General features: G+C 68.7%; 18 protein-coding genes and 1 tRNA gene. 14 read left to right on the top strand and 5 right to left on the bottom strand.

Features of this window, described 5'->3' with window-relative positions; genetic code table 11:
- The 12 genes from J5F18_RS08505 to htpX all read left to right on the top strand — a co-directional run.
- Nucleotides 1-915, top strand: a 915-nt coding sequence (locus J5F18_RS08505; protein WP_346301824.1) for a tetratricopeptide repeat protein, incomplete at its 5' end; no start/stop codon positions are given.
- 57 nt (nt 916-972) lie between these two features.
- Entirely contained in the window at nt 973-1,590 is a 618-nt protein-coding gene (lolB, locus tag J5F18_RS08500; protein ID WP_346301823.1) for a lipoprotein insertase outer membrane protein LolB, read from the top strand.
- 4 nt (nt 1,591-1,594) lie between these two features.
- A complete protein-coding gene (ispE, locus tag J5F18_RS08495; RefSeq protein ID WP_346301822.1) occupies nt 1,595-2,449 on the top strand; it encodes a 4-(cytidine 5'-diphospho)-2-C-methyl-D-erythritol kinase in 855 nt (284 codons plus the stop codon).
- Between the two features lie 65 nt (nt 2,450-2,514).
- Nucleotides 2,515-2,589 (top strand) — tRNA-Gln (locus J5F18_RS08490).
- Nucleotides 2,590-2,664: 75 nt separating this feature from the next.
- Entirely contained in the window at nt 2,665-3,606 is a 942-nt protein-coding gene (locus tag J5F18_RS08485; protein WP_346301821.1) for a ribose-phosphate pyrophosphokinase, read from the top strand.
- A 155-nt stretch (nt 3,607-3,761) separates the two neighbouring features.
- Nucleotides 3,762-4,406 carry a 50S ribosomal protein L25/general stress protein Ctc gene (locus tag J5F18_RS08480; RefSeq protein WP_346301820.1) on the top strand — a complete coding sequence of 215 codons (645 nt, stop codon included), beginning with the start codon at nt 3,762-3,764 and terminating at the stop codon, nt 4,404-4,406.
- 103 nt (nt 4,407-4,509) lie between these two features.
- Nucleotides 4,510-5,112 (top strand): aminoacyl-tRNA hydrolase, encoded by a 603-nt coding sequence (gene pth / locus J5F18_RS08475; protein WP_346301819.1) that lies wholly within the window; start codon nt 4,510-4,512, stop codon nt 5,110-5,112.
- Between the two features lie 39 nt (nt 5,113-5,151).
- Nucleotides 5,152-6,243, top strand: a complete 1,092-nt coding sequence (gene ychF / locus J5F18_RS08470) for a redox-regulated ATPase YchF (protein ID WP_346301818.1) — start codon at nt 5,152-5,154, stop codon at nt 6,241-6,243.
- 147 nt (nt 6,244-6,390) lie between these two features.
- A complete protein-coding gene (msrB, locus tag J5F18_RS08465; RefSeq protein WP_346301817.1) occupies nt 6,391-6,792 on the top strand; it encodes a peptide-methionine (R)-S-oxide reductase MsrB in 402 nt (133 codons plus the stop codon).
- A 92-nt stretch (nt 6,793-6,884) separates the two neighbouring features.
- A complete protein-coding gene (ylqF, locus tag J5F18_RS08460) occupies nt 6,885-7,853 on the top strand; it encodes a ribosome biogenesis GTPase YlqF (RefSeq protein ID WP_346301816.1) in 969 nt (322 codons plus the stop codon).
- 125 nt (nt 7,854-7,978) lie between these two features.
- Nucleotides 7,979-9,208, top strand: coding sequence for a pyridoxal phosphate-dependent aminotransferase (locus J5F18_RS08455; RefSeq protein ID WP_346301815.1), 1,230 nt, complete (start codon nt 7,979-7,981; stop codon nt 9,206-9,208).
- 142 nt (nt 9,209-9,350) lie between these two features.
- Nucleotides 9,351-10,253: a protease HtpX gene (htpX, locus tag J5F18_RS08450; protein ID WP_346301814.1), complete on the top strand. Its 903-nt coding sequence runs from the start codon at nt 9,351-9,353 to the stop codon at nt 10,251-10,253.
- Between the two features lie 110 nt (nt 10,254-10,363).
- Here htpX and pdxB read toward each other — a convergent pair whose 3' ends face one another.
- Nucleotides 10,364-11,509, bottom strand: a complete 1,146-nt coding sequence (pdxB, locus tag J5F18_RS08445; RefSeq protein WP_346301813.1) for a 4-phosphoerythronate dehydrogenase PdxB — start codon at nt 11,507-11,509, stop codon at nt 10,364-10,366.
- Between the two features lie 92 nt (nt 11,510-11,601).
- Between pdxB and J5F18_RS08440 the strand changes: the two genes are divergently transcribed.
- Entirely contained in the window at nt 11,602-11,883 is a 282-nt protein-coding gene (locus J5F18_RS08440; RefSeq protein WP_346301812.1) for a hypothetical protein, read from the top strand.
- Nucleotides 11,884-11,994: 111 nt separating this feature from the next.
- On the opposite strand, the gene J5F18_RS08435 is transcribed toward J5F18_RS08440, so the two are convergent.
- Together J5F18_RS08435 and rlmKL are read right to left on the bottom strand one after the other, a co-directional pair.
- A complete protein-coding gene (locus J5F18_RS08435; RefSeq protein ID WP_346301811.1) occupies nt 11,995-12,342 on the bottom strand; it encodes a glutaredoxin family protein in 348 nt (115 codons plus the stop codon).
- Nucleotides 12,343-12,519: 177 nt separating this feature from the next.
- The gene (gene rlmKL, locus J5F18_RS08430) at nt 12,520-14,721 is read right to left on the bottom strand and encodes a bifunctional 23S rRNA (guanine(2069)-N(7))-methyltransferase RlmK/23S rRNA (guanine(2445)-N(2))-methyltransferase RlmL (protein ID WP_346301810.1); all 2,202 of its coding nucleotides are present in this window, start codon (nt 14,719-14,721) and stop codon (nt 12,520-12,522) included.
- A 245-nt stretch (nt 14,722-14,966) separates the two neighbouring features.
- Here rlmKL and rmf point away from each other — a divergent pair, with 245 nt between their 5' ends.
- Nucleotides 14,967-15,173 (top strand): ribosome modulation factor, encoded by a 207-nt coding sequence (gene rmf, locus J5F18_RS08425; protein ID WP_183330499.1) that lies wholly within the window; start codon nt 14,967-14,969, stop codon nt 15,171-15,173.
- A gap of 88 nt (nt 15,174-15,261) precedes the next feature.
- On the opposite strand, the gene J5F18_RS08420 is transcribed toward rmf, so the two are convergent.
- Both J5F18_RS08420 and J5F18_RS08415 read right to left on the bottom strand, forming a co-directional pair.
- Nucleotides 15,262-16,287, bottom strand: a complete 1,026-nt coding sequence (locus J5F18_RS08420) for a quinone-dependent dihydroorotate dehydrogenase (RefSeq protein ID WP_346301809.1) — start codon at nt 16,285-16,287, stop codon at nt 15,262-15,264.
- 155 nt (nt 16,288-16,442) lie between these two features.
- Nucleotides 16,443-18,492 (bottom strand): NAD-glutamate dehydrogenase domain-containing protein (locus J5F18_RS08415; protein ID WP_346301808.1); only part of this gene is annotated, 2,050 nt, incomplete at its 5' end.

Below are 18,492 nucleotides of genomic sequence, written 5' to 3'. Positions count from 1 at the left end.
GCCGAGGCCCGCACCGACGCCCTGCTCGACAGCCACGCCGGCAACCAGGAGCTGCGCCAGGCGCTGGCCGGCCTCTACCTGGAGGAGGGGCACCCCGAGCCCGCGCGGCGCCTGCTGCTGCCGCTGGTGGATGAGCCCGACACCCCGGCCCTGGCCTTCTACCTGCTCGGCGCCACCGCCGAGGCGGAGGGCGAGGTGGACAACGCCCTCCTCTACTACCGTCAGGTGCCCAGCGGCGGCGAGTTCCTGCCCGCCCGGCTGCGCGCCGCCGAGATGCTGATCGAGGACGACCGGCTGGGCGACGCCCGCGCCTTCCTGCGCATCGAGCGGCTGCGCCACGACGCCTACTTCGGCGACCTGGTCACCCTCGAGGTGGAGCTGCTCCAACGCCAGGGCCTCGCCGCCGAGGCCGACGCCCTGCTCGACCGCGAGCTGGACCGCACGCCCAACGACGAGCAGCTGCTCTACCTGCGGGCCATGCGCGCCTGGGAGGCCGGCGACGTGGTGGCCATGGAGCGCGACCTGGGCCGCATCATCGAACACGACCCTGACAGCGCCCTGGCCCTCAATGCCCTGGGCTATACCCTGGCGGACATGAACGTCACCGAGCGCCTCGTCGAAGCGCAGGCGATGATCGAACGCGCCCACGAGCTCGAACCCGACAACCCCGCCATCATGGACAGCCTCGGCTGGGTCTACTATCGCCAGGGTGACCCTGAGCGCGCCCTGCCCTGGCTCGAACGCGCCTATGCGGCGATGCCCGACCAGGAGATCGCCGCCCACCTGATCGAGGTGCTGTGGGTGCTGGAGCGCGAGGCGGAGGCCCGCGAGCGGCTGGCCGAGGCGCTGGAGCGGTTCGACGAGCGCCCGCTGATCGACGAGCTGCTGCAGCGCCTGCCCGACCTGGCCCCCTGACCCGGGGCCCTCGTTCAACGCCTCACCGCCATTTCCGTGAATCCCCAGAGAGACCCCATGAGCTGCCGCCCCTTCCCGAGACTACTATTGACCCTGCTGGCCCTGGCGCTGCTGGCCGGCTGTGCCGGCCGCGCCCCGCTCCCCGATGGCGAACGCGCCGCCGGCCAGTGGCAGGCCCAGGCCGAGCGCACCGAGGCCCTGGACACCTGGGTGCTGGCCGCCCGCGTCGGCCTGCGCACCTCCCAGGACGCCACCAGCGCCAACCTGGACTGGAGCCAGCACCCCCACTACTACCGGATGCTGCTCAGCGGCCCCTTCGGCAGCGGCCGCAGCACCCTGGAGGGCCGCGAGGGGCGCTTCTCGCTGACCACCTCCGAGGGCCGCTTCGAGGCCGTGACCCCCGAGGCCCTGATGGAGGAGCAGCTTGGCTGGTCGCTGCCCATGGGCGCCCTGCAGGACTGGGTGCGCGGCCTGCCCGGCGAGGCGACCGACTACCGCCTCGCGGAGGACGACCTGGGCTTCCCGCGGCGGCTCGAGCAGGACGGCTGGGAGATCGAGTACCGGGACTGGACCCTCGCCACCGATCTCTGGCTGCCGCGCCGGATGATCCTGACCTACGCCGACCTGCGCGTGACCCTGGTGGTCACCGACTGGCGACCCGTGCTGGACGACTGATCCGATGACCGAGGCGCGCCTGACCCTGCCGGCCCCGGCCAAGCTCAACCGGCTGCTGCATATCATCGGGCAACGCCCGGACGGCTACCACGAGCTGCAGACCCTCTTTCAGTTCCTCGACCACGGCGACACCCTCACGCTGCGCCTTCGCGATGACGGCGAGATCCACCTGATCCCCGAGCTGCCCGGCGTCCCCGCCGAGGCGAACCTGGTCGTGCGCGCCGCCCGCCTGCTCCAGGCCGAGACCGGCTGCCGCCTGGGGGCCGAGATCCACCTGGAGAAGCGCCTGCCCCTCGGCGGCGGCCTGGGTGGCGGCAGCTCGGATGCCGCCACCGCGCTGCTCGGCCTCGACGCCCTGTGGGGCCTTGAGCTCTCTCTCGAGCGCCTGGCCGAGCTGGGACTCGCCCTGGGCGCCGACGTGCCGGTGTTCGTGCGCGGCCAGGCCGCCTGGGCGGAAGGCATCGGCGAGCGCCTCACCCCGGTGTCCCTCGACACCCCCTGGTTCGTGGTGGTCCACCCCGGCGTGGCCGTGGCCACCCCGGCGGTGTTCGGCGCCCCCGAATTGACACGCGACACCCCCCCGATTACCATGGCGCGCGCACTGCAGGGGGGAGCGTCGAGCTGGCGCAACGACTGCGAGGCTACGGTCAGGTCACTCTACCCGCCCGTGGCGGAGGCGATCGACTGGCTGTCGGCGCGGGCCCCGAGCCTGCTGACCGGCACCGGCGCCTGTGTCTTTGCCCGGCTGGCACGGGAATCCGACGCCGACCGGCTGCTCGCCGAGATCGCCGACCGGTGGCCGGCCTTCAAGGCACGCGGCCTGAATCGTTCTCCTCTCCATGATGTTCTGGGTCGATGAGCGGCCCATCGTCGACTGGCCCAGGGCCGGGCGACGATGTCTCGATCCGGCACGGTGACGGTTGCTGGGGTATCGCCAAGTGGTAAGGCACCGGTTTTTGGTATCGGCATTCCCAGGTTCGAATCCTGGTACCCCAGCCATTTCACTCCGAACGCCTCCGGCCGAGCGCCCCGACCCGAACCCAGATGACCCAAACACTGCATAGGTGGCTGCGCGTGTCAAAATTGATGGTTTTCGCCGGGAACGCCAATCCCGAACTCGCTCGGAAGATCGCCGAGAGTCTGGACACCCGCATGGGCAACGCCACGGTCGGTCAGTTCAGCGACGGCGAAATCGCGGTCGAGATCAACGAGAACGTGCGCGGCAAGGATGTGTTCGTCCTGCAGTCCACCTGTGCACCGACCAATGACAACCTGATGGAACTGATCCTGATGATCGACGCCCTGCGTCGGGCCTCGGCCGCCAGGATCACCGCCGTGGTGCCCTACTACGGCTACGCCCGTCAGGACCGCCGGGTGCGCTCGGCCCGGGTGCCCATCTCCGCCAAGATCGTCGCCGACATGATGGTCAAGGGCGGCGTCGACCGGGTAATGACCATGGACCTGCACGCCGACCAGATCCAGGGCTTCTTCGACGTGCCGGTGGACAACGTCTACGGCTCGCCGATCCTGCTCGACGACATCGAGCGCCAGAACTACGAGAACCTGGTGGTGGTCTCCCCCGACGTGGGCGGCGTGGTCCGCGCCCGGGCCATCGCCAAGCAGCTCAACGCCGACCTCGCCATCATCGACAAGCGGCGCCCCCAGGCCAACCAGGCCCAGGTGATGCACATCATCGGCGACATCCAGGATCGCAACTGCGTGGTGGTGGACGACATGATCGACACCGCCGGCACCCTGAGCAAGGCCGGCGAGGCGCTCAAGGAGCACGGCGCCCGCCGCGTGGTGGCCTATGCCACCCACCCGATCCTCTCCGGGCCGGCGGTGGACAACATCACCGGGTCGGTGCTCGACGAGGTCGTGGTCACCGACACCATTCCGCTCTCCGACACCGCCCGTCGCTGCGGGCGTATCCGCCAGCTGAGCGTGGCCGGCCTGATCGCCGAGGCGATCCGTCGGGTCAGCAACGAGGAATCCGTCAGCGCCATGTTCCATTGAACGAGTTCCACTGAGACGAGCCCACCGGGGCTCGTCTGGGGAACCGGCGCCGGAAAGCGCCCTGCGGGATCATCCGTCCCTGCGGGGCTATCGGAAGCGTCGCGGTCAGGTCGCGGGCCGCGGCGACTTCCTTACTTCACTGAAGAGGCAATTCCATGTCTGATTTTACCCTTAATGCCAGCGTTCGTAACGACCTGGGGAAAGGTGCGAGCCGCCGCCTGCGTCGTGCGAACCTCCAGGTGCCGGCCATCATCTACGGCGGTGAGCAGGCGCCCCAGCCGATCTCCGTGGAGAAGTCCGCCTTCTACAAGGCGATCGAGAGCGAGTCCTTCTTCTCCTCCGTGATCAACCTGGTGATCGACGGCAAGAGCGAGCAGGTGGTGGTGCGCGACCTGCAGCGTCACCCCTTCAAGCCGCTGGTCACCCACGCCGACTTCCTGCGCGTGGATGCTACCCACGCGATCACCATCAACGTGCCGCTGCACGTGGTGGGCGAAGAGAAGTCCAAGGGCATCAAGGACCAGGGCGGCGAGCTGCACGTGCTCTCCAACGAAGTCCAGATCAGCTGCCTGCCGAAGGACCTGCCCGACTTCCTGGAAGTCGACATCAGCAACGTCGAGCTGGGTACCATTCTGCACCTCTCCGACCTCACGCTGCCGGCCGGCGTAACCCTGGTCGAGCTGACCCACGGTGAGGACCATGACCAGGCGATCCTGAGCATCACCAAGCCCAAGGTGCGCGGTGGCGAAGAAGACGGCGAAGCCGCCGAGGGCGAAGAAGGCGAGCAGGGCGAGGCATAATCCTCACCGCGTCCGTTTCACCCGACGGGGGCCGTGCGCGGCGCGGCCCCTTCCGGTTACGATCAAGCGCCCCGGCGCTTGATTTTTTTTGGAGGCAACCGCCATGAGTCAGGTCAGAGCGATCATCGGGCTGGGCAACCCCGGCGCCGACTACGAGGCCACCCGTCACAATGCCGGCGCCTGGCTGGTGGAGGCGGTGGCGCGTCGCGAGGGCGCAGCGCTGCGTCCCGACCGCAAGTTTCTCGGTCTCCACGCGCGGGTCCAGTTCGAGGGCCACGACCTCCACCTGCTCAATCCGACCACCTTCATGAACCGCAGCGGCGGCGCCGTGGCGGCGCTCTGCCAGTTCTACAGGATCGCCCCGCAGGAGCTGCTGGTGGCCCACGACGAGCTCGACATCCCCCCCGGCACCGCCCGCTACAAGACCGGCGGCGGCCACGGCGGCCACAACGGGCTGCGCGACATCATCAGCGCCCTGGGCAACGCGCGCGACTTCCACCGCCTGCGCCTCGGCATCGGCCACCCCGGCGACTCGCGCCAGGTGACCCGCTATGTGCTGGGCCGGCCCAGCAAGGCCGAGCATGACGCCATCGAGGCCACCATCGACGAGTGCCTGGCCACCCTGCCCCTGGCGCTCTCCGGCGACTGGGTCAAGGCGATGAACCGGCTGCACAGCTTTGCAGCGCCGAGCGCCGAGCGCCTGTAGAATTCCCCCTTATCCGAACACGCTTTCCAGGACGATCCCATGGGTTTCAACTGCGGTATCGTCGGCCTGCCCAACGTCGGCAAGTCGACCCTCTTCAACGCCCTCACCAAGTCCGGCATCGACGCCGAGAACTTCCCCTTCTGCACCATCGAGCCCAACGTCGGCATCGTGCCGATGCCCGATCCGCGCCTCGACAAGCTGGCCGAGATCGTGAAGCCGCAGAAGGTGATCCCCACCACCATGGAGTTCGTCGATATCGCCGGGCTGGTGGCGGGGGCCTCCAAGGGCGAGGGGCTCGGCAATCAGTTCCTGGCCAATATCCGCGAGACCCAGGCCATCGCCCACGTGGTGCGCTGTTTCGACAACGACAACGTCATTCATGTCGCCAATCAGGTGGACCCGCGGGCCGACATCGAGATCATCAACATGGAGCTGGCGCTGGCCGACCTGGACACCGTGGAGCGCGGTATCCAGCGCCTGGTACGGGTCGCCAAGGGCGGCGACAAGGAGGCCATCGCCACCAAGGCGATCCTCGAGCGCATCCAGCCCCACCTGGCCGAGGGCCTGCCGTTGAGAAGCTTCGGCCTCGACGAGGACGACAAGAAGCAGCTCAAGGGCTTCGGCTTGTTGACCCTGAAGCCCACCATGTACATCGCCAACGTCAACGAGGACGGCTTCGCGGGCAACCCCTACCTGGACGTGGTGCGCGAGATCGCCGAGGCGGAGGGGGCCGTGGTGGTGCCGGTGTGCAACCAGCTCGAGGCGGAGATCGCCGAACTCGACGCTGATGAGCGCGCCATGTTCCTCGACGAGATGGGCATGGAGGAGCCGGGGCTGGACCGGGTGATCCGCGCCGGCTACGCCCTGCTCGGCCTGCAGACCTACTTCACCGCCGGAGTGAAGGAGGTGCGCGCCTGGACGGTGAAGGTGGGCGCCACCGCCCCCGAGGCGGCCGGGGTGATCCACACCGACTTCCAGAAAGGGTTCATCCGCGCCGAGGTGATCGCCTATGACGACTTCGTGAGCCTGGGCGGCGAGCAGGGCGCCAAGGACGCCGGCAAGTGGCGCCTGGAGGGCAAGGAGTACATCGTCCAGGACGGCGACGTCATCCACTTCCGCTTCAACGTCTAAGCCCCGCCCCCCTCCCGAGCGCTCGCCCTGGCGAGCGCTCTGCGTTGAGTCGCCGTGATACCCCGGGGGGATTCCCCCGGCCACATTCCTGCCGCGCGGTGCCACAATGAGGAGACCTCACAGGCCCCGACGACGAGGAGAGACGCCATGCGCAACAAGATCGTGAAGAGCGAGGCCGAGTGGCGTGCCCAGCTCACCCCCGAGCAGTACCGGGTCACCCGCGAGAAGGGCACCGAACCCCCCTTCAGCGGCCGCTACCGGATCAGCGACGAGCACGGCATCTACCACTGCGTCTGCTGTAACGCCCCGCTGTTCGAGAACGAACACAAGTTCGACGCCGGCTGCGGCTGGCCGAGCTTCGATCGCCCGCTGGGCCGGCACAGCGTCGAGGAGCAGCCGGACGGCTCCCACGGCATGCAGCGCACCGAGGTGACCTGCGCCCGCTGTGATGCCCACCTGGGCCATGTGTTTCCCGACGGTCCACCCGAGACCACCGGGCTGCGCTACTGCATCAACTCGGTGGCCATCGAGTTTCACTCCGGGGAATAGCCACCGGCGAGTCGCCTCCGCCTCATCCTGCCGCGGCCGTCCATCTGGTAAGATGGGCGGCCGTTCTTCTGGCTGACCCAAGTGAGGCCCCCATGCTCGGCTGGTACCCGGGACACATGCACAAGGCGCGCCGCCAGATTACCGAGGCGCTGCCGGAGATCGACGTGGTGATCGAGGTGCTCGACGCCCGCCTGCCCTACTCCAGCGCCAACCCCATGCTCGCCGAGCTGACCCGCCATAAGCCGGTGCTCAAGATCCTGTCGCGGGCCGACCTGGCCGATCCCGAGCGCACCCGCGAGTGGGTCGCCCACTTCGATGCCCAGCCCGACATGCGCGCCCTGGCCGTGACCACCACCCAGGCCCGGGAGCTCAAGCGCATCCCCAAGCTCTGTCACGAACTGGCGGGCCAGGTGCGCGCCGACCGCGACGTGCGGGTGATGGTGATGGGCATCCCCAACGTCGGCAAGTCGACCCTGATCAACGGCCTGGCCGGCAAGGCGATCGCCAGGACCGGCAACGAGCCGGCGGTGACCAAGCGCCAGCAGAAGGTGCGTATCGGCGGTCGCGTCGCGCTGATCGACACCCCCGGGGTGCTGTGGCCCAAGATCGAGGACCAGGCCAGCGCCTACCGCCTGGCCGCCAGCGGCGCCATCCGCGATACCGCCATCGACTACGTGGACGTGGCGGTGGTCACCGCCGCCGAGCTGGCCCGCCGCTACCCCGAGGCGCTGAAGGCGCGCTACAAGCTCAAGGCGCTGCCCGCCTATGCGGCCAACCCCGCCGCCGAGGGGGTGGACGCCGACGGCCCGGTGCGCGTGGACCTGCTGGCACTCGCCGGCTTCGACGGCCACGCGATCCTCGCCGAGATCGCCATCCGGCGCGGCGGCCTGCGCCCCGGCGGCGAGGTGGACCTGCACCGCGGCGCCGAGGTGCTGCTCCACGAGCTGCGCGACGGCAAGCTCGGCCGCCTGACCCTGGAGACCCCCGCGGACATCCCACCGGCGCCCTGCGCCGAACCCGACGGCCGCGAGGATGACGCCGGCGCCGATGACACCGCATAATCCACCTGGCGCAGATCACTGATGATGCGGGGCGCCGGGGACAGGTCATAGAGGATGAGGAAAGTCCTGTCGCCGGATCAGCCCCGCCTCGGGTACACCACCCTGGATACTGGACACCCAACGATATGGACACCACCCCGATCCGCAAATCGCACAAGCTGCACAACGTCTGCTACGACATCCGCGGCCCGGTGCTCGACCACGCCAAGCGCCTGGAGGAGGAGGGTCAGCGCATCCTCAAGCTGAACATCGGCAACCCCGCCCCCTTCGGCTTCGAGGCGCCGGAGGAGATCCTCCAGGACGTGATGCGCAACCTGCCCACCGCCCAGGGCTACTGCGACTCCAAGGGGCTCTACTCGGCGCGCAAGGCGATCATGCAGGAGTGCCAGCGCAGGGAGATCCCGGGGGTCGGCATCGAGGACATCTACATCGGCAACGGGGTCTCCGAGCTGATCGTGATGGCCATGCAGGCGCTGCTCAACGACGGCGACGAGGTGCTGATCCCCGCGCCGGACTACCCCCTGTGGACCGCCGCTGCCAACCTCTCCGGCGGACACGCCGTGCACTACCTGTGCGACGAGCAGGCCGACTGGGCGCCGGATCTCGACGATATCCGCGCCAAGGTGACCAGCCATACCCGAGCCATCGTGATCATCAACCCCAACAACCCCACCGGCGCCGTCTATCCGCCGGCGGTGTTGCGCGAGCTGCTCGAGATCGCCCGCCAGCACGACCTGGTGGTATTCTCCGACGAGATCTACGACAAGATCCTCTACGAGGAGGTCGAGCACGTCTCCACCGGGGCCCTGGCCGAAGAGGACCAGCTGGTGGTGACCATGAACGGGCTCTCCAAGAGCTACCGCTGCGCCGGCTTTCGCTCCGGCTGGATGATTCTCTCGGGGAGTATCGCCAAGCAGCGCGCGGCGGACTTCATCCAGGGTATCAACATGCTCGCCTCGATGCGTCTGTGCGCCAACGTGCCCGCCCAGCACGCCATCCAGACCGCACTGGGCGGCTATCAGTCGATCAACGACCTGATCCTGCCGGGCGGGCGCCTGCTGGCCCAGCGCGATATCACCTTCGAGCGGCTCAACGCCATTCCCGGGGTGAGCTGCGTCAAGCCCAAGGGGGCGCTCTACGCCTTCCCCCGGCTAGACCCCAAGGTGTTCAACATCCAGGATGACCAGCAGCTGGTGCTCGACCTGCTGCTGCAGGAGAAGATCCTGCTGGTCCAGGGCAGCGCCTTCAACTGGCCGGAGCCGGACCACGTGCGCATCGTCACCCTGCCCTGGGCCGACCAGCTCGGCGACGCCCTGGACCGCTTCGCCCGCTTCCTGTCGCGCTATCGTCAGTAGCGCGTTGCCGGGTGTGCAACCGCAACGCTTGAAACCCGCCGGCCCTGGCCGTATCTAAGCAACAGCTTCTGAACGCCGTGCCCCGGCACGGCACATCACCCTGAACCCCCTTTCCCTCGATAACCACTGGAGACCCCGCAACATGATGAGAATCCTGCTCTTTCTGGGCACCAACCTGGGCGTCATCATCGTCGCCAGCATCACCCTGCGGCTGCTGGGGGTGGAAGGCTATCTGCGCGGCCAGGGCATCAACTTCAACGCCCTGCTGATCTTCTGCTTCATCGTCGGCATGGCCGGCTCGATGATCTCGCTGTTCATCTCCAAGTGGATGGCCAAGCGCAGCACCGGCACCGTGATCATCGAGACGCCGAGCAACGCCACCGAGAAGTGGCTGCTCGACACCGTCGAGGAGCTCTCCCGCGAGGCCGGCATCAAGACGCCGGAGGTGGGCATCTTCCCGGCCCAGCAGTCCAACGCCTTCGCCACCGGCTGGAACAGGAACGACGCCCTGGTGGCGGTCTCCGCCGGCCTGCTCAACCGCATGCGCCCCGAGGAGGTGCGCGCGGTGCTGGCCCACGAGATCGGCCACGTGGCCAACGGCGACATGGTGACCCTGGCGCTGATCCAGGGGGTGGTGAACACCTTCGTGATGTTCTTCGCCCGGGTGGTGGCGCACCTGGTGGACCAGTTCCTCAAGAGCCGCAGCGACGGCGCGGGGCTCGGCTTCATGGGCTACTTCGCGGTGGTGATCGTCGCCGAGATCGTGTTCGGCATCATCGCCTCGGCCATCGTCGCCTGGTTCTCACGCTTCCGCGAGTACCGCGCCGATGCCGCCGGCGCCCAGCTCGCCGGCTCCGGCGCCATGATCAACGCCCTGGCGCGCCTCAAGGCGGAGACCGAGATGCCCGATCAGATGCCGGACACCCTGCGCGCCATGGCCATCACCAAGGGCCAGACCCAGTCGCTGATGGAGCGGCTGTTCGCCAGCCACCCGCCCCTGGATGATCGCATTCGCGCGCTGAAGGAGGCCGCCTACCGTCAGTAACGGCGATCCGCGCGCTGAAGGAAGCCGCCTACCGCCAGTAAGCCTTCCGACAGCCACCAAGCAGAGGGCCCGCCATTGGCGGGCCCTCTGTCGTTGGTCGCCGACGGCACTCAGCTCGACACCACCGAGAAGCCGGCCCCCGCCAGCAGCGCGGCCAGCCCGGTATCAGGCTCGGCCAGGGCGACCTCCAGGGTGGCGAACTCGCGGCGCAGGGGGTAGTTGGCGCGGCAGGCGTCGAAGCCCCTGGCCATGCCCTGGCGGCGGCTCTCGCGCAGCAGGCTGTCGTGGTCACGGCGCACGTCGTGGACGGCGCGAATGCAGAGCCGCAAGGCCTCTTCCGGGGCGAGGCCCGGGCCGAGCTCCAGGCGGCGCAGCGGCGGCGGGGGGAGCAAGTCGGCGAGTGACACCCGGGCGGGCAGGCCGAGCTCGCGGCACAGCGCCCGGTAGATCATCTGGGTGCCGCGCCGCTTGCCATCCAGGCTGTGGCCGGCGATGTGAGGCGTGGCGATCTCGGCCAGGTCGCGCAGGGCAGGGTCGATGCCCGGCTCATGCTCCCAGACGTCGAGCACCGCGCTGATGTCGCCCTGCCCCGCCAGCCGCTGGCGCAGGGCACCGCCGTCCAGGCAGTCGCCTCGCCCGGCGTTGAGCAGCACCGTGCCGGGGACCAGCTCGGCGATCGCCTGGGCGCCCAGCAGGTGATAGGTGGGATGGGGCCCCTCGCGCACCAGGGGAGTGTGCAGGCAGAGCACATCGCACCCATCGATCAGCGTCTCGAGGTCGACGAAGTCGGTCCTCTCCTTCTCGGCCCGGGGCGGATCGCAGGCCAGGCAGTCGACGCCCATGGCGGCGAGGCGGCGCAGCAGTCGACCGCCCACGTTGCCAGCGCCCACGACCCCCACCCGGCGCTCGAGAAGCCGCCAGCCCTGGCGCTCGGCCAGGGTCGAGAGGCTGCCCAGCACCTGGTCCACCACCGCCTCGGCGTTGCAGCCCGGGGCGCTGGCGAAGGCGACCCCACGCTCGGCCAGTATCCCGGTCGCGATATGGTCGGTACCGATGGTGCAGGTGCCGACGAAGCGCAGCCGGTTGGCCTCGGCGAGCAGTGCCTCGTCGACCCGGGTGAGGGAACGCACCACCAGGGCATCCACGTCGCGCAGGTCACTGGCCGTGATCTCGCGTCCGGGCCGGCGGATCACGTCGCCCAGGGCAGCGAAGCAGGCCTCGGCGGCGGGAACCTCGGTATCGACAAGGATTCGCATGGTCTCTTGTTCCCACTTCCCAGGAGATTACAATAGCCCCAACCTACCACCGCCCCGCCCTCCCGGGGAGCCCTTGCCTGTCAGGAGCCGTGATGATCGTCCGCTGGGAAACCGACCATGACTATGTGCTGGTGCACATCCACCGGGACATGTTCGGCGACTGGATCTTCAGCCGCGCCTGGGGACAGATCGGCACCCAGCTCGGCGGCCTCAAGCACCAGCTGGCCGACGACCACGCCCAGGCGCTAATGTGGCTGGCCGACGAGGCGACCATCCAGGCCTCCCGGGGCTTCCGCAAGGTGCTGGAGGTGGAGGACCACAGTCCCGAAGGGCGCGAGGCGGTCAGCCAACTGTCGCTGCTGGACACCCTTTAAGCGCCGAGCGCCGAGCGCCGAGCGCCGCAAGATGATGCCGCCAGCCATACGGCCGTCAGTGTCTCGACTCGGCACCAGCCGCCCGTCGCTGAACGGCTGGGCGCCAGGCGCTTATCCAAGATAGCGCCTTCCCCCACGCATCACGGCACCCGGCGCCTCGCGGGGCTCGTCCTCCCCCGCCAGCTCCCGCTGCAGGGCCTCCCAGGCCGTCTCATCCAGCCAGCCCCGCTCGGCCAGCCAGGCGGCCAGGCGCGAGGCCTCGAAGCCGCGGTCCAGCTCCTGCCCCTCGGCGTCCGCCAGCACCGGGATACGGATGCCGTAGCGTTCCATCAGGGCATCGTCCTCGCTGATCTCGATGCGCTCCAGGCGATGCTCGCCGGCGCAGAGCCTGGCCAGCAGGGCCTCGAGCTGGTGGCACAGATGGCAGCCCAGGGTGGTGTAGAGCGTCAGCCGGATCATGCCAGGTCTCCTCGGCTCTCCCGGTGGCGAATCAGGAAGACGTGGTGCAGGTCCGGATTACGCGTGCAAGATAAAGAGCGGGTCGAAGGTCTCATGCCGCTTCCCCACGGTGGCGAATCAGGAAGACGTGGTGCAGGTCAGGGTTACGCTTGCAAGATAAAGAGCGGGTCGAAGGTCTCATGCCGCTTCCCCACGGTGGCGAATCAGGAAGACGTGGTGCAGGTCCGGATTACGAGTGAAATCCGGGTCGAAGGTCTTCGCCGAGATATCCTCCACGACGTAGTGCTCGGCCAGGTCGGCGTCCAGCCGGAAGCGTCGCTGGTTGTTGGAGAACACCAGGGTGCCGCCCGCGGCCAGGCGTGCCATGGCCAGGCGCACTAAGCGGCCGTGGTCGCGCTGCACGTCCAGGGTCCCCGCCATCTTCTTGGAATTGGAGAAGGTGGGCGGGTCCATGAAGATCAGGTCGAACTCGGCCCCGGCGGTCTCCAGCCAGCGCAGGCAGTCGTCGCGCACCACCCGGTGGCGGCCCGGGTCGAGACCATTGAGGGCGAAGTTGTCCCGCGCCCACTCCAGGTAGGTGTTGGAGAGATCCACGCTGACGCTGTCGCTGGCCCCGGCCGCCCCTTCGGCGCCACGCGGCCCCAGCGCCGCCTGCACGGTGGCGGTCGCGGTGTAGCAGAAGAGGTTGAGGAAGCGCTTGCCGGGGGCCATCTCGCCCAGCATCCGCCGCACCGGGCGGTGGTCCAGGAAAAGGCCGGTGTCCAGGTAATCGCGCAGGTTGACCCATAGCCGGGCGCTGCCCTCTCGCACCTCGAAGCGCTCGCCGCTGGCCGCCTGCTTCTGGTACTGGGCGCGGCCGCTCTGGCGCTCGCGGCGCTTGACCACCACACGCGCCGGGTCGATCTCGAGCATCTCGGGGATCACCGCCAGGGCCTCGAAGAGACGCTTCTGGGCCTGGCCGGCATCGACGGAACGGGGGGCCGCGTACTCCTGGACATGGACCCGGTCACCGTAGACGTCCACCGCCAGGGCGTACTCGGGCATGTCGGCATCGTAGAGGCGATAGCAGCACTCGCCGCTCTGCCGTAGCCACTTCTTCAGCCGCTTGCGGTTCTTCTCCAGCCGGTTGGCGAACATCTGCGCCCCCTCGGAGCGCCGCGGCGCCGCGGCGCCCTCCTGGCCGGCCTCGCCCTCGGGCACCACCATCAGCAGCAGCTTGGCCGAGAGCGGGCCGTTGCGCAGGGCATACTGCTTGTGGGCGCGCAGGCCGATGCGGTGGCCGAGGTCCGGATTGGCGGTGAACACCGCCAGCTGCCAGCCGGGGAAGGCCGCCCGCACCCGCTCGCCCAGCTGCGCATAGAGGCCGACCAGCTCGGGCAGCTCGCCGAGCCGTTCACCGTAGGGCGGGTTGGTGATCACCAGGCCCGCCGGCGCTTCGGTCAGTCCCTCGGGGCGCCTCAGTCCGCCCAGGCCGGCGCCGGTGAGGGTGATCAGCGCCGGAAGGCCGGCGCGCATGGCGTTGGCCCTGGCCGCGGCGAGCGCGGCGGGACTCTGGTCGAAGCCGTAGAAGCGCGATCGGCAGCGCTTGCGCCCGATGTTCGCCCGAGCCTCGGCCTCGCGTTTCAATTCGCGCCAGATCGCCGCGTCGTGACCCGCCCAACCGTGGAAGCCGAAGCGCTCCCGCGACAGGTTGGGGGCCATGTCGGCGGCCATCATGGCCGCCTCGATCAGCAGGGTCCCGGCGCCGCACAGGGGGTCCACCAGGGGGGCCCCTTCCCGGGCCATCGCCGGCCAGCCGGCACGCACCAGCAGGGCCGCCGCCAGGTTCTCCTTGAGCGGCGCGTGGCCCACGTCACGGCGATAGCCGCGGCGATGCAGGCTCTCCCCGGAGAGGTCGACGCCGATGATCAATCGCCCGCGGTGCAGGTGAGCATAGAGGCGCAGGTCAGGACGCTTGAGGTCCACCGAAGGGCGCGACAGGCCCGCCGCCTGGAGACGGTCGACGACCCCGTCCTTGACGGTCTGGGCACCGAAGCGTGTGTGGCGAATGGCCGCAGACTGGCCGTGGAAATCCACCGCCAGGGTGCCCGCCGCGGCCAGGTGTTGCGACCAGTCGACAGCCGCCACGGCGGCGCGCAGCTGCTCGGGTGTCTCGACGCCCTCCTGCCACACCAGGCGGAGCACCACCCGGTTGGCCAGCCGCGACCAGAGGCAGGCGCGATAGGCACCGGCCAGGTCGGCTCTCAGGTTGACCCCACCCACCGTGGTCTTGCCGGGTTCGGCGCCCAGGGCGGCGAGCTCCTCGGCAAGCAGCAGCTCCAGCCCCTGGGGGCAGGTGGCGAGGAGGTCCAGGGAAACGTCGGATCGTGGGGATGTCATTGAGTCGGCACCGCAAGCAGATTCATGAGTCACCGTCGTGTCAGGCGGGTGTACGGGATGTTACAAATCGAGGGTCGACAATCGCGATCGAAGTGGGCTATCAATACCCCAGTAGCTACTGAAAAACGCATGCGTTTCCTGTCAACGGGTTTGCCTTTCCAAGGATCGGCCCGTGGCACGTTAGGGTAGGGCCTGAGCCCAAGGCTAGGGCCTGCCAGATCGATACCTTATCAAGAGGTAGTCCAATGAAACGACAGAAACGTGATCGCTTCCAGCGTGCCTACATTCATGGCTACAAGGCAGGTGTCTCAGGTCGCTCCCGCGATGATTGTCCCAGTCAGGACATCAATCTTCGCGAATACTGGATGAGCGGTTGGCGTGAAGGTCGTGGGGATCAATGGTCCGGCATGACGGGTGTCTCCGGCATCCACAAGAACCCCATGGTGATGTGAACCCTCCACCCTGTACCTACCGGGTTCTCACCCCTCTCTATGGAATGGAGCCCGTGGCAAGCGCCACGGGCTTTTTGCATGGTGCGGCTCACTGCCCCGCCGCCTGCGCTTTCAGGGCCCGGGCACACTCCCCCACCAGCGAAGGCCCCCGAAAGATGAAGCCCGAGTAGAGCTGTACCAGGTCGGCGCCGGCCTTCCGCTTGGCAAGCGCCGCCTCACCGCTGTCGATGCCGCCCACCCCGATGATCGGCATCGCCGGCAGCCGACGGCGAAGCTCGCGGATCACCCGGTTCGAGGCCTCGAACACAGGACGGCCGGAGAGCCCGCCGGCCTCCTCGGCATGGGGAAGCCCCGCCACCGCCTCCCGGGCGATGGTGGTGTTGGTGCCGATCACCGCGTCGATGCCGTTGCGGGCCAGGCAGGCCGCCACCAGGCCGACCTCGTCGGCCTCCATGTCCGGGGCGATCTTCACCGCCAGCGGCACGCGACGGCCGCCGTCGCGATCCAGCCGGCTCCCCTCCTCGCGCAGCGCCGAGAGCAGGCCGTCGAGCTGCTCGCCGAACTGCAGGTTGCGCAGGCCCGGGGTATTGGGCGATGAGATGTTCACGGTGATGGAGTGGGCGTGGGCGTGCACCTTACGCAGGCAGGCGAGGTAGTCATCCACCGCCCGCTCCACCGGTGTGGCGAGGTTCTTGCCAATGTTGATACCGATCACCCCGTCATAGCGGCTCGCCTTGACCCGGGCCACCAGGTGGTCAACCCCCGCGTTGTTGAACCCCATGCGATTGATGATGGCGCCGGCCTCGGGCAACCGGAACAGCCGCGGTCGGGGGTTGCCCGACTGGGGTTGGGGAGTCACGGTGCCCACTTCCACGAAGCCGAAGCCCAGCGCCCCCAGGGCATCGAGGTGGTCGGCGTTCTTGTCAAGCCCCGCGGCCAGGCCCACCCGGTTGGTGAAACGCAGCCCCATCAGCTCCACCGGGTCGTCCACGCGTTCGCCACCCAGCCGACCCGCCAGCCCCAGGCGCCCCGCCAGGTCGAGCCCCTTGAGCGCGACCCCGTGGGCGGTCTCGGCATCGAGGCGGAACAGGATCGAGCGGGCAAGTGAATACATGGCGTCTCCTGGGTGGGCGGCGAGAGCGGGCGCGGGAATCCGCGGGGCAGGAGTATAGCAGCGCCCTCGAGCCAAGACGACGCCTGCGAGGCGCCCCCTCTGACGACGCACCCCGCCGATCGGCGGGGTGCGTCGTTTCGGGAGACCCGGCAGAATCAGGCCTCCTGACTGCTCTCGGCCAGGTCCACCAGCTCCCGGACGGCCACGGCAAACAGCGGGAAGCCGCCCTGGCTGCCGCCGCCCACCTGCTCCAGCAGCTTGCGCCAGCGACGGTGCATGCCGGCATTGAGCTCCAGCCACTGGTCCACGCGCTCACAGGCCTCGCGGGCCCCGCCCTCCATCTGCATCACGCTGACGGTCAGCGCCAGCTGCTGGCGGTCCACGTCGTCGCGGAAGGTGTCGCGGGCCTGGGCCTGCCAGCTGTCACGCACCTTGAGGGCGGTGATCTGGCCGACCAGCCACGGCAGTTCGAGGCGGTCGCCGACCTCGTAGAACACCTCGGCCACCTTCTGGGGCTTCTCGTTGGCCTGACGGGCGGCCTGGATGATGCCGAGCCCCGCGTAGAGGCTGCCCGCCGCGGCCACCACCCTGGCCAGGGCCTCGGGCACGCCGGCCGCCACCAGCTCATCGCGACGCGCCTCCCAGGCCTCATGCTCCTCACCGCGCAGGCGCTTGCCGATGCTGTCCTGGAGCTGGGCCAGCCGGGGGGCGAAGTAGTCGATGGTGTCGCGAGTATCCAGGCCCACGCGGACGCGCAGGAACCAGCGGGTGGCCCGGCGGATCAGGCGCATCAGGTCGAGCATCATGGTGTACTGCACCTGGCTCGCCACCCGGTTATCCAGCGCCTCGATCTGCTCCCAGAGCTCCCCGAGCCGAAAGATCTCCCGGGCGATGACGTAGGCCCGGGTGATCTCGGCGCGGCCGGCTCCGGTGGCATCGATCAGCCGCCGCACGAAGACGATCCCCATGTGATCGATCAGGTCGTTGGCGACCTGGGTGGCGACGATCTCGCGCTTGAGGCGATGCTCGTAGATTTCGTCGCGATAGCGCTCCACCAGCACCCCCGGAAAGATCCGCTCCACGTGACGGACCACCACCGGGTCGTCGGGCGTGTCGGAGGTGATCAGGTCGCCCTTGAGCACGCTCTTGGCGTAGGAGATCAGCACCGAGAGCTCCGGCAGCAGCATGCCCTGCTGGTTGGCGGCGCGCTCCTCGAGCACCGCGTCATCGGGCAGGAACTCGAGTTCGCGATCGATCTGGCCGACAGCCTCCAGCTCGCTGATGAAGCGGCGGAAGGGGCCGATGCCCTCGCGAGAGAGGATCTCGGCCAGGTCCAGCGCCTGGGTCTGGCGGTAGTTGCCGCGTAGCACCAGCTCGGAGACCTCGCCGGTCATGTCGGCGAGCAGCTGGTTGCGCTGCTTCTCGGTCATGTCGCCGCGCTTGACCACCTCATCGATGAGGATCTTGATGTTGACCTCATGGTCGGAGCAGTTGACGCCACCGGCGTTGTCGATGAAGTCGGTATTGATCCGCACGCCCCGCGCCGCGGCCTCCATGCGGCCATGCTGCGTGAAGCCCAGGTTGCCGCCCTCGCCCACCACCCGGCAGTTGAGCTCGCGGCCGTCGATGCGCAGGGCATCGTTGGCCTTGTCGCCGACCTGGGCATCGCTCTCCTCGCTGCCCTTGACATAGGTGCCGATGCCGCCGTTCCAGAACAGGTCGAACTCGGACTTGAGCATCGCGCGGATCAGGTCATTGGGCGAGAGGCGATCCTCGCGGATGCCGAAGCGTTTCTTCATCGGCGCCGAGATGGCGATCGACTTGGCGCTGCGCTTGAACACCCCGCCGCCTTCGGAGATCAGGCTCGCATCGAAGTCCTCCCAGCTGGAGCGCGGCAGGTCGAACAGGCGCTGGCGTTCGGCGAAGGTCGCCGCGGCGTCGGGGTCGGGGTCGACGAAGATATGCAGGTGGTTGAAGGCGCCCACCAGGCGGATCCGGTCGGAGAGCAGCATGCCGTTGCCGAAGACGTCGCCGCCCATGTCGCCGACGCCCACCACGGTGAACTCGTCCTGCTGGGTGTTGACGCCGAGGTTGCGGAAGTGGCGCTTGACCGACTCCCAGGCCCCCTTGGCGGTGATGCCCATCTTCTTGTGGTCGTAGCCGTTGGCGCCCCCGGAGGCGAAGGCGTCGCCCAGCCAGTGGCCG

This window comes from Halomonas sp. BM-2019 (genome assembly GCF_017584085.1).
The sequence above is the reverse complement of the archived record's forward strand: the minus strand, read 5'-3'. Positions and strand labels throughout refer to the sequence as shown.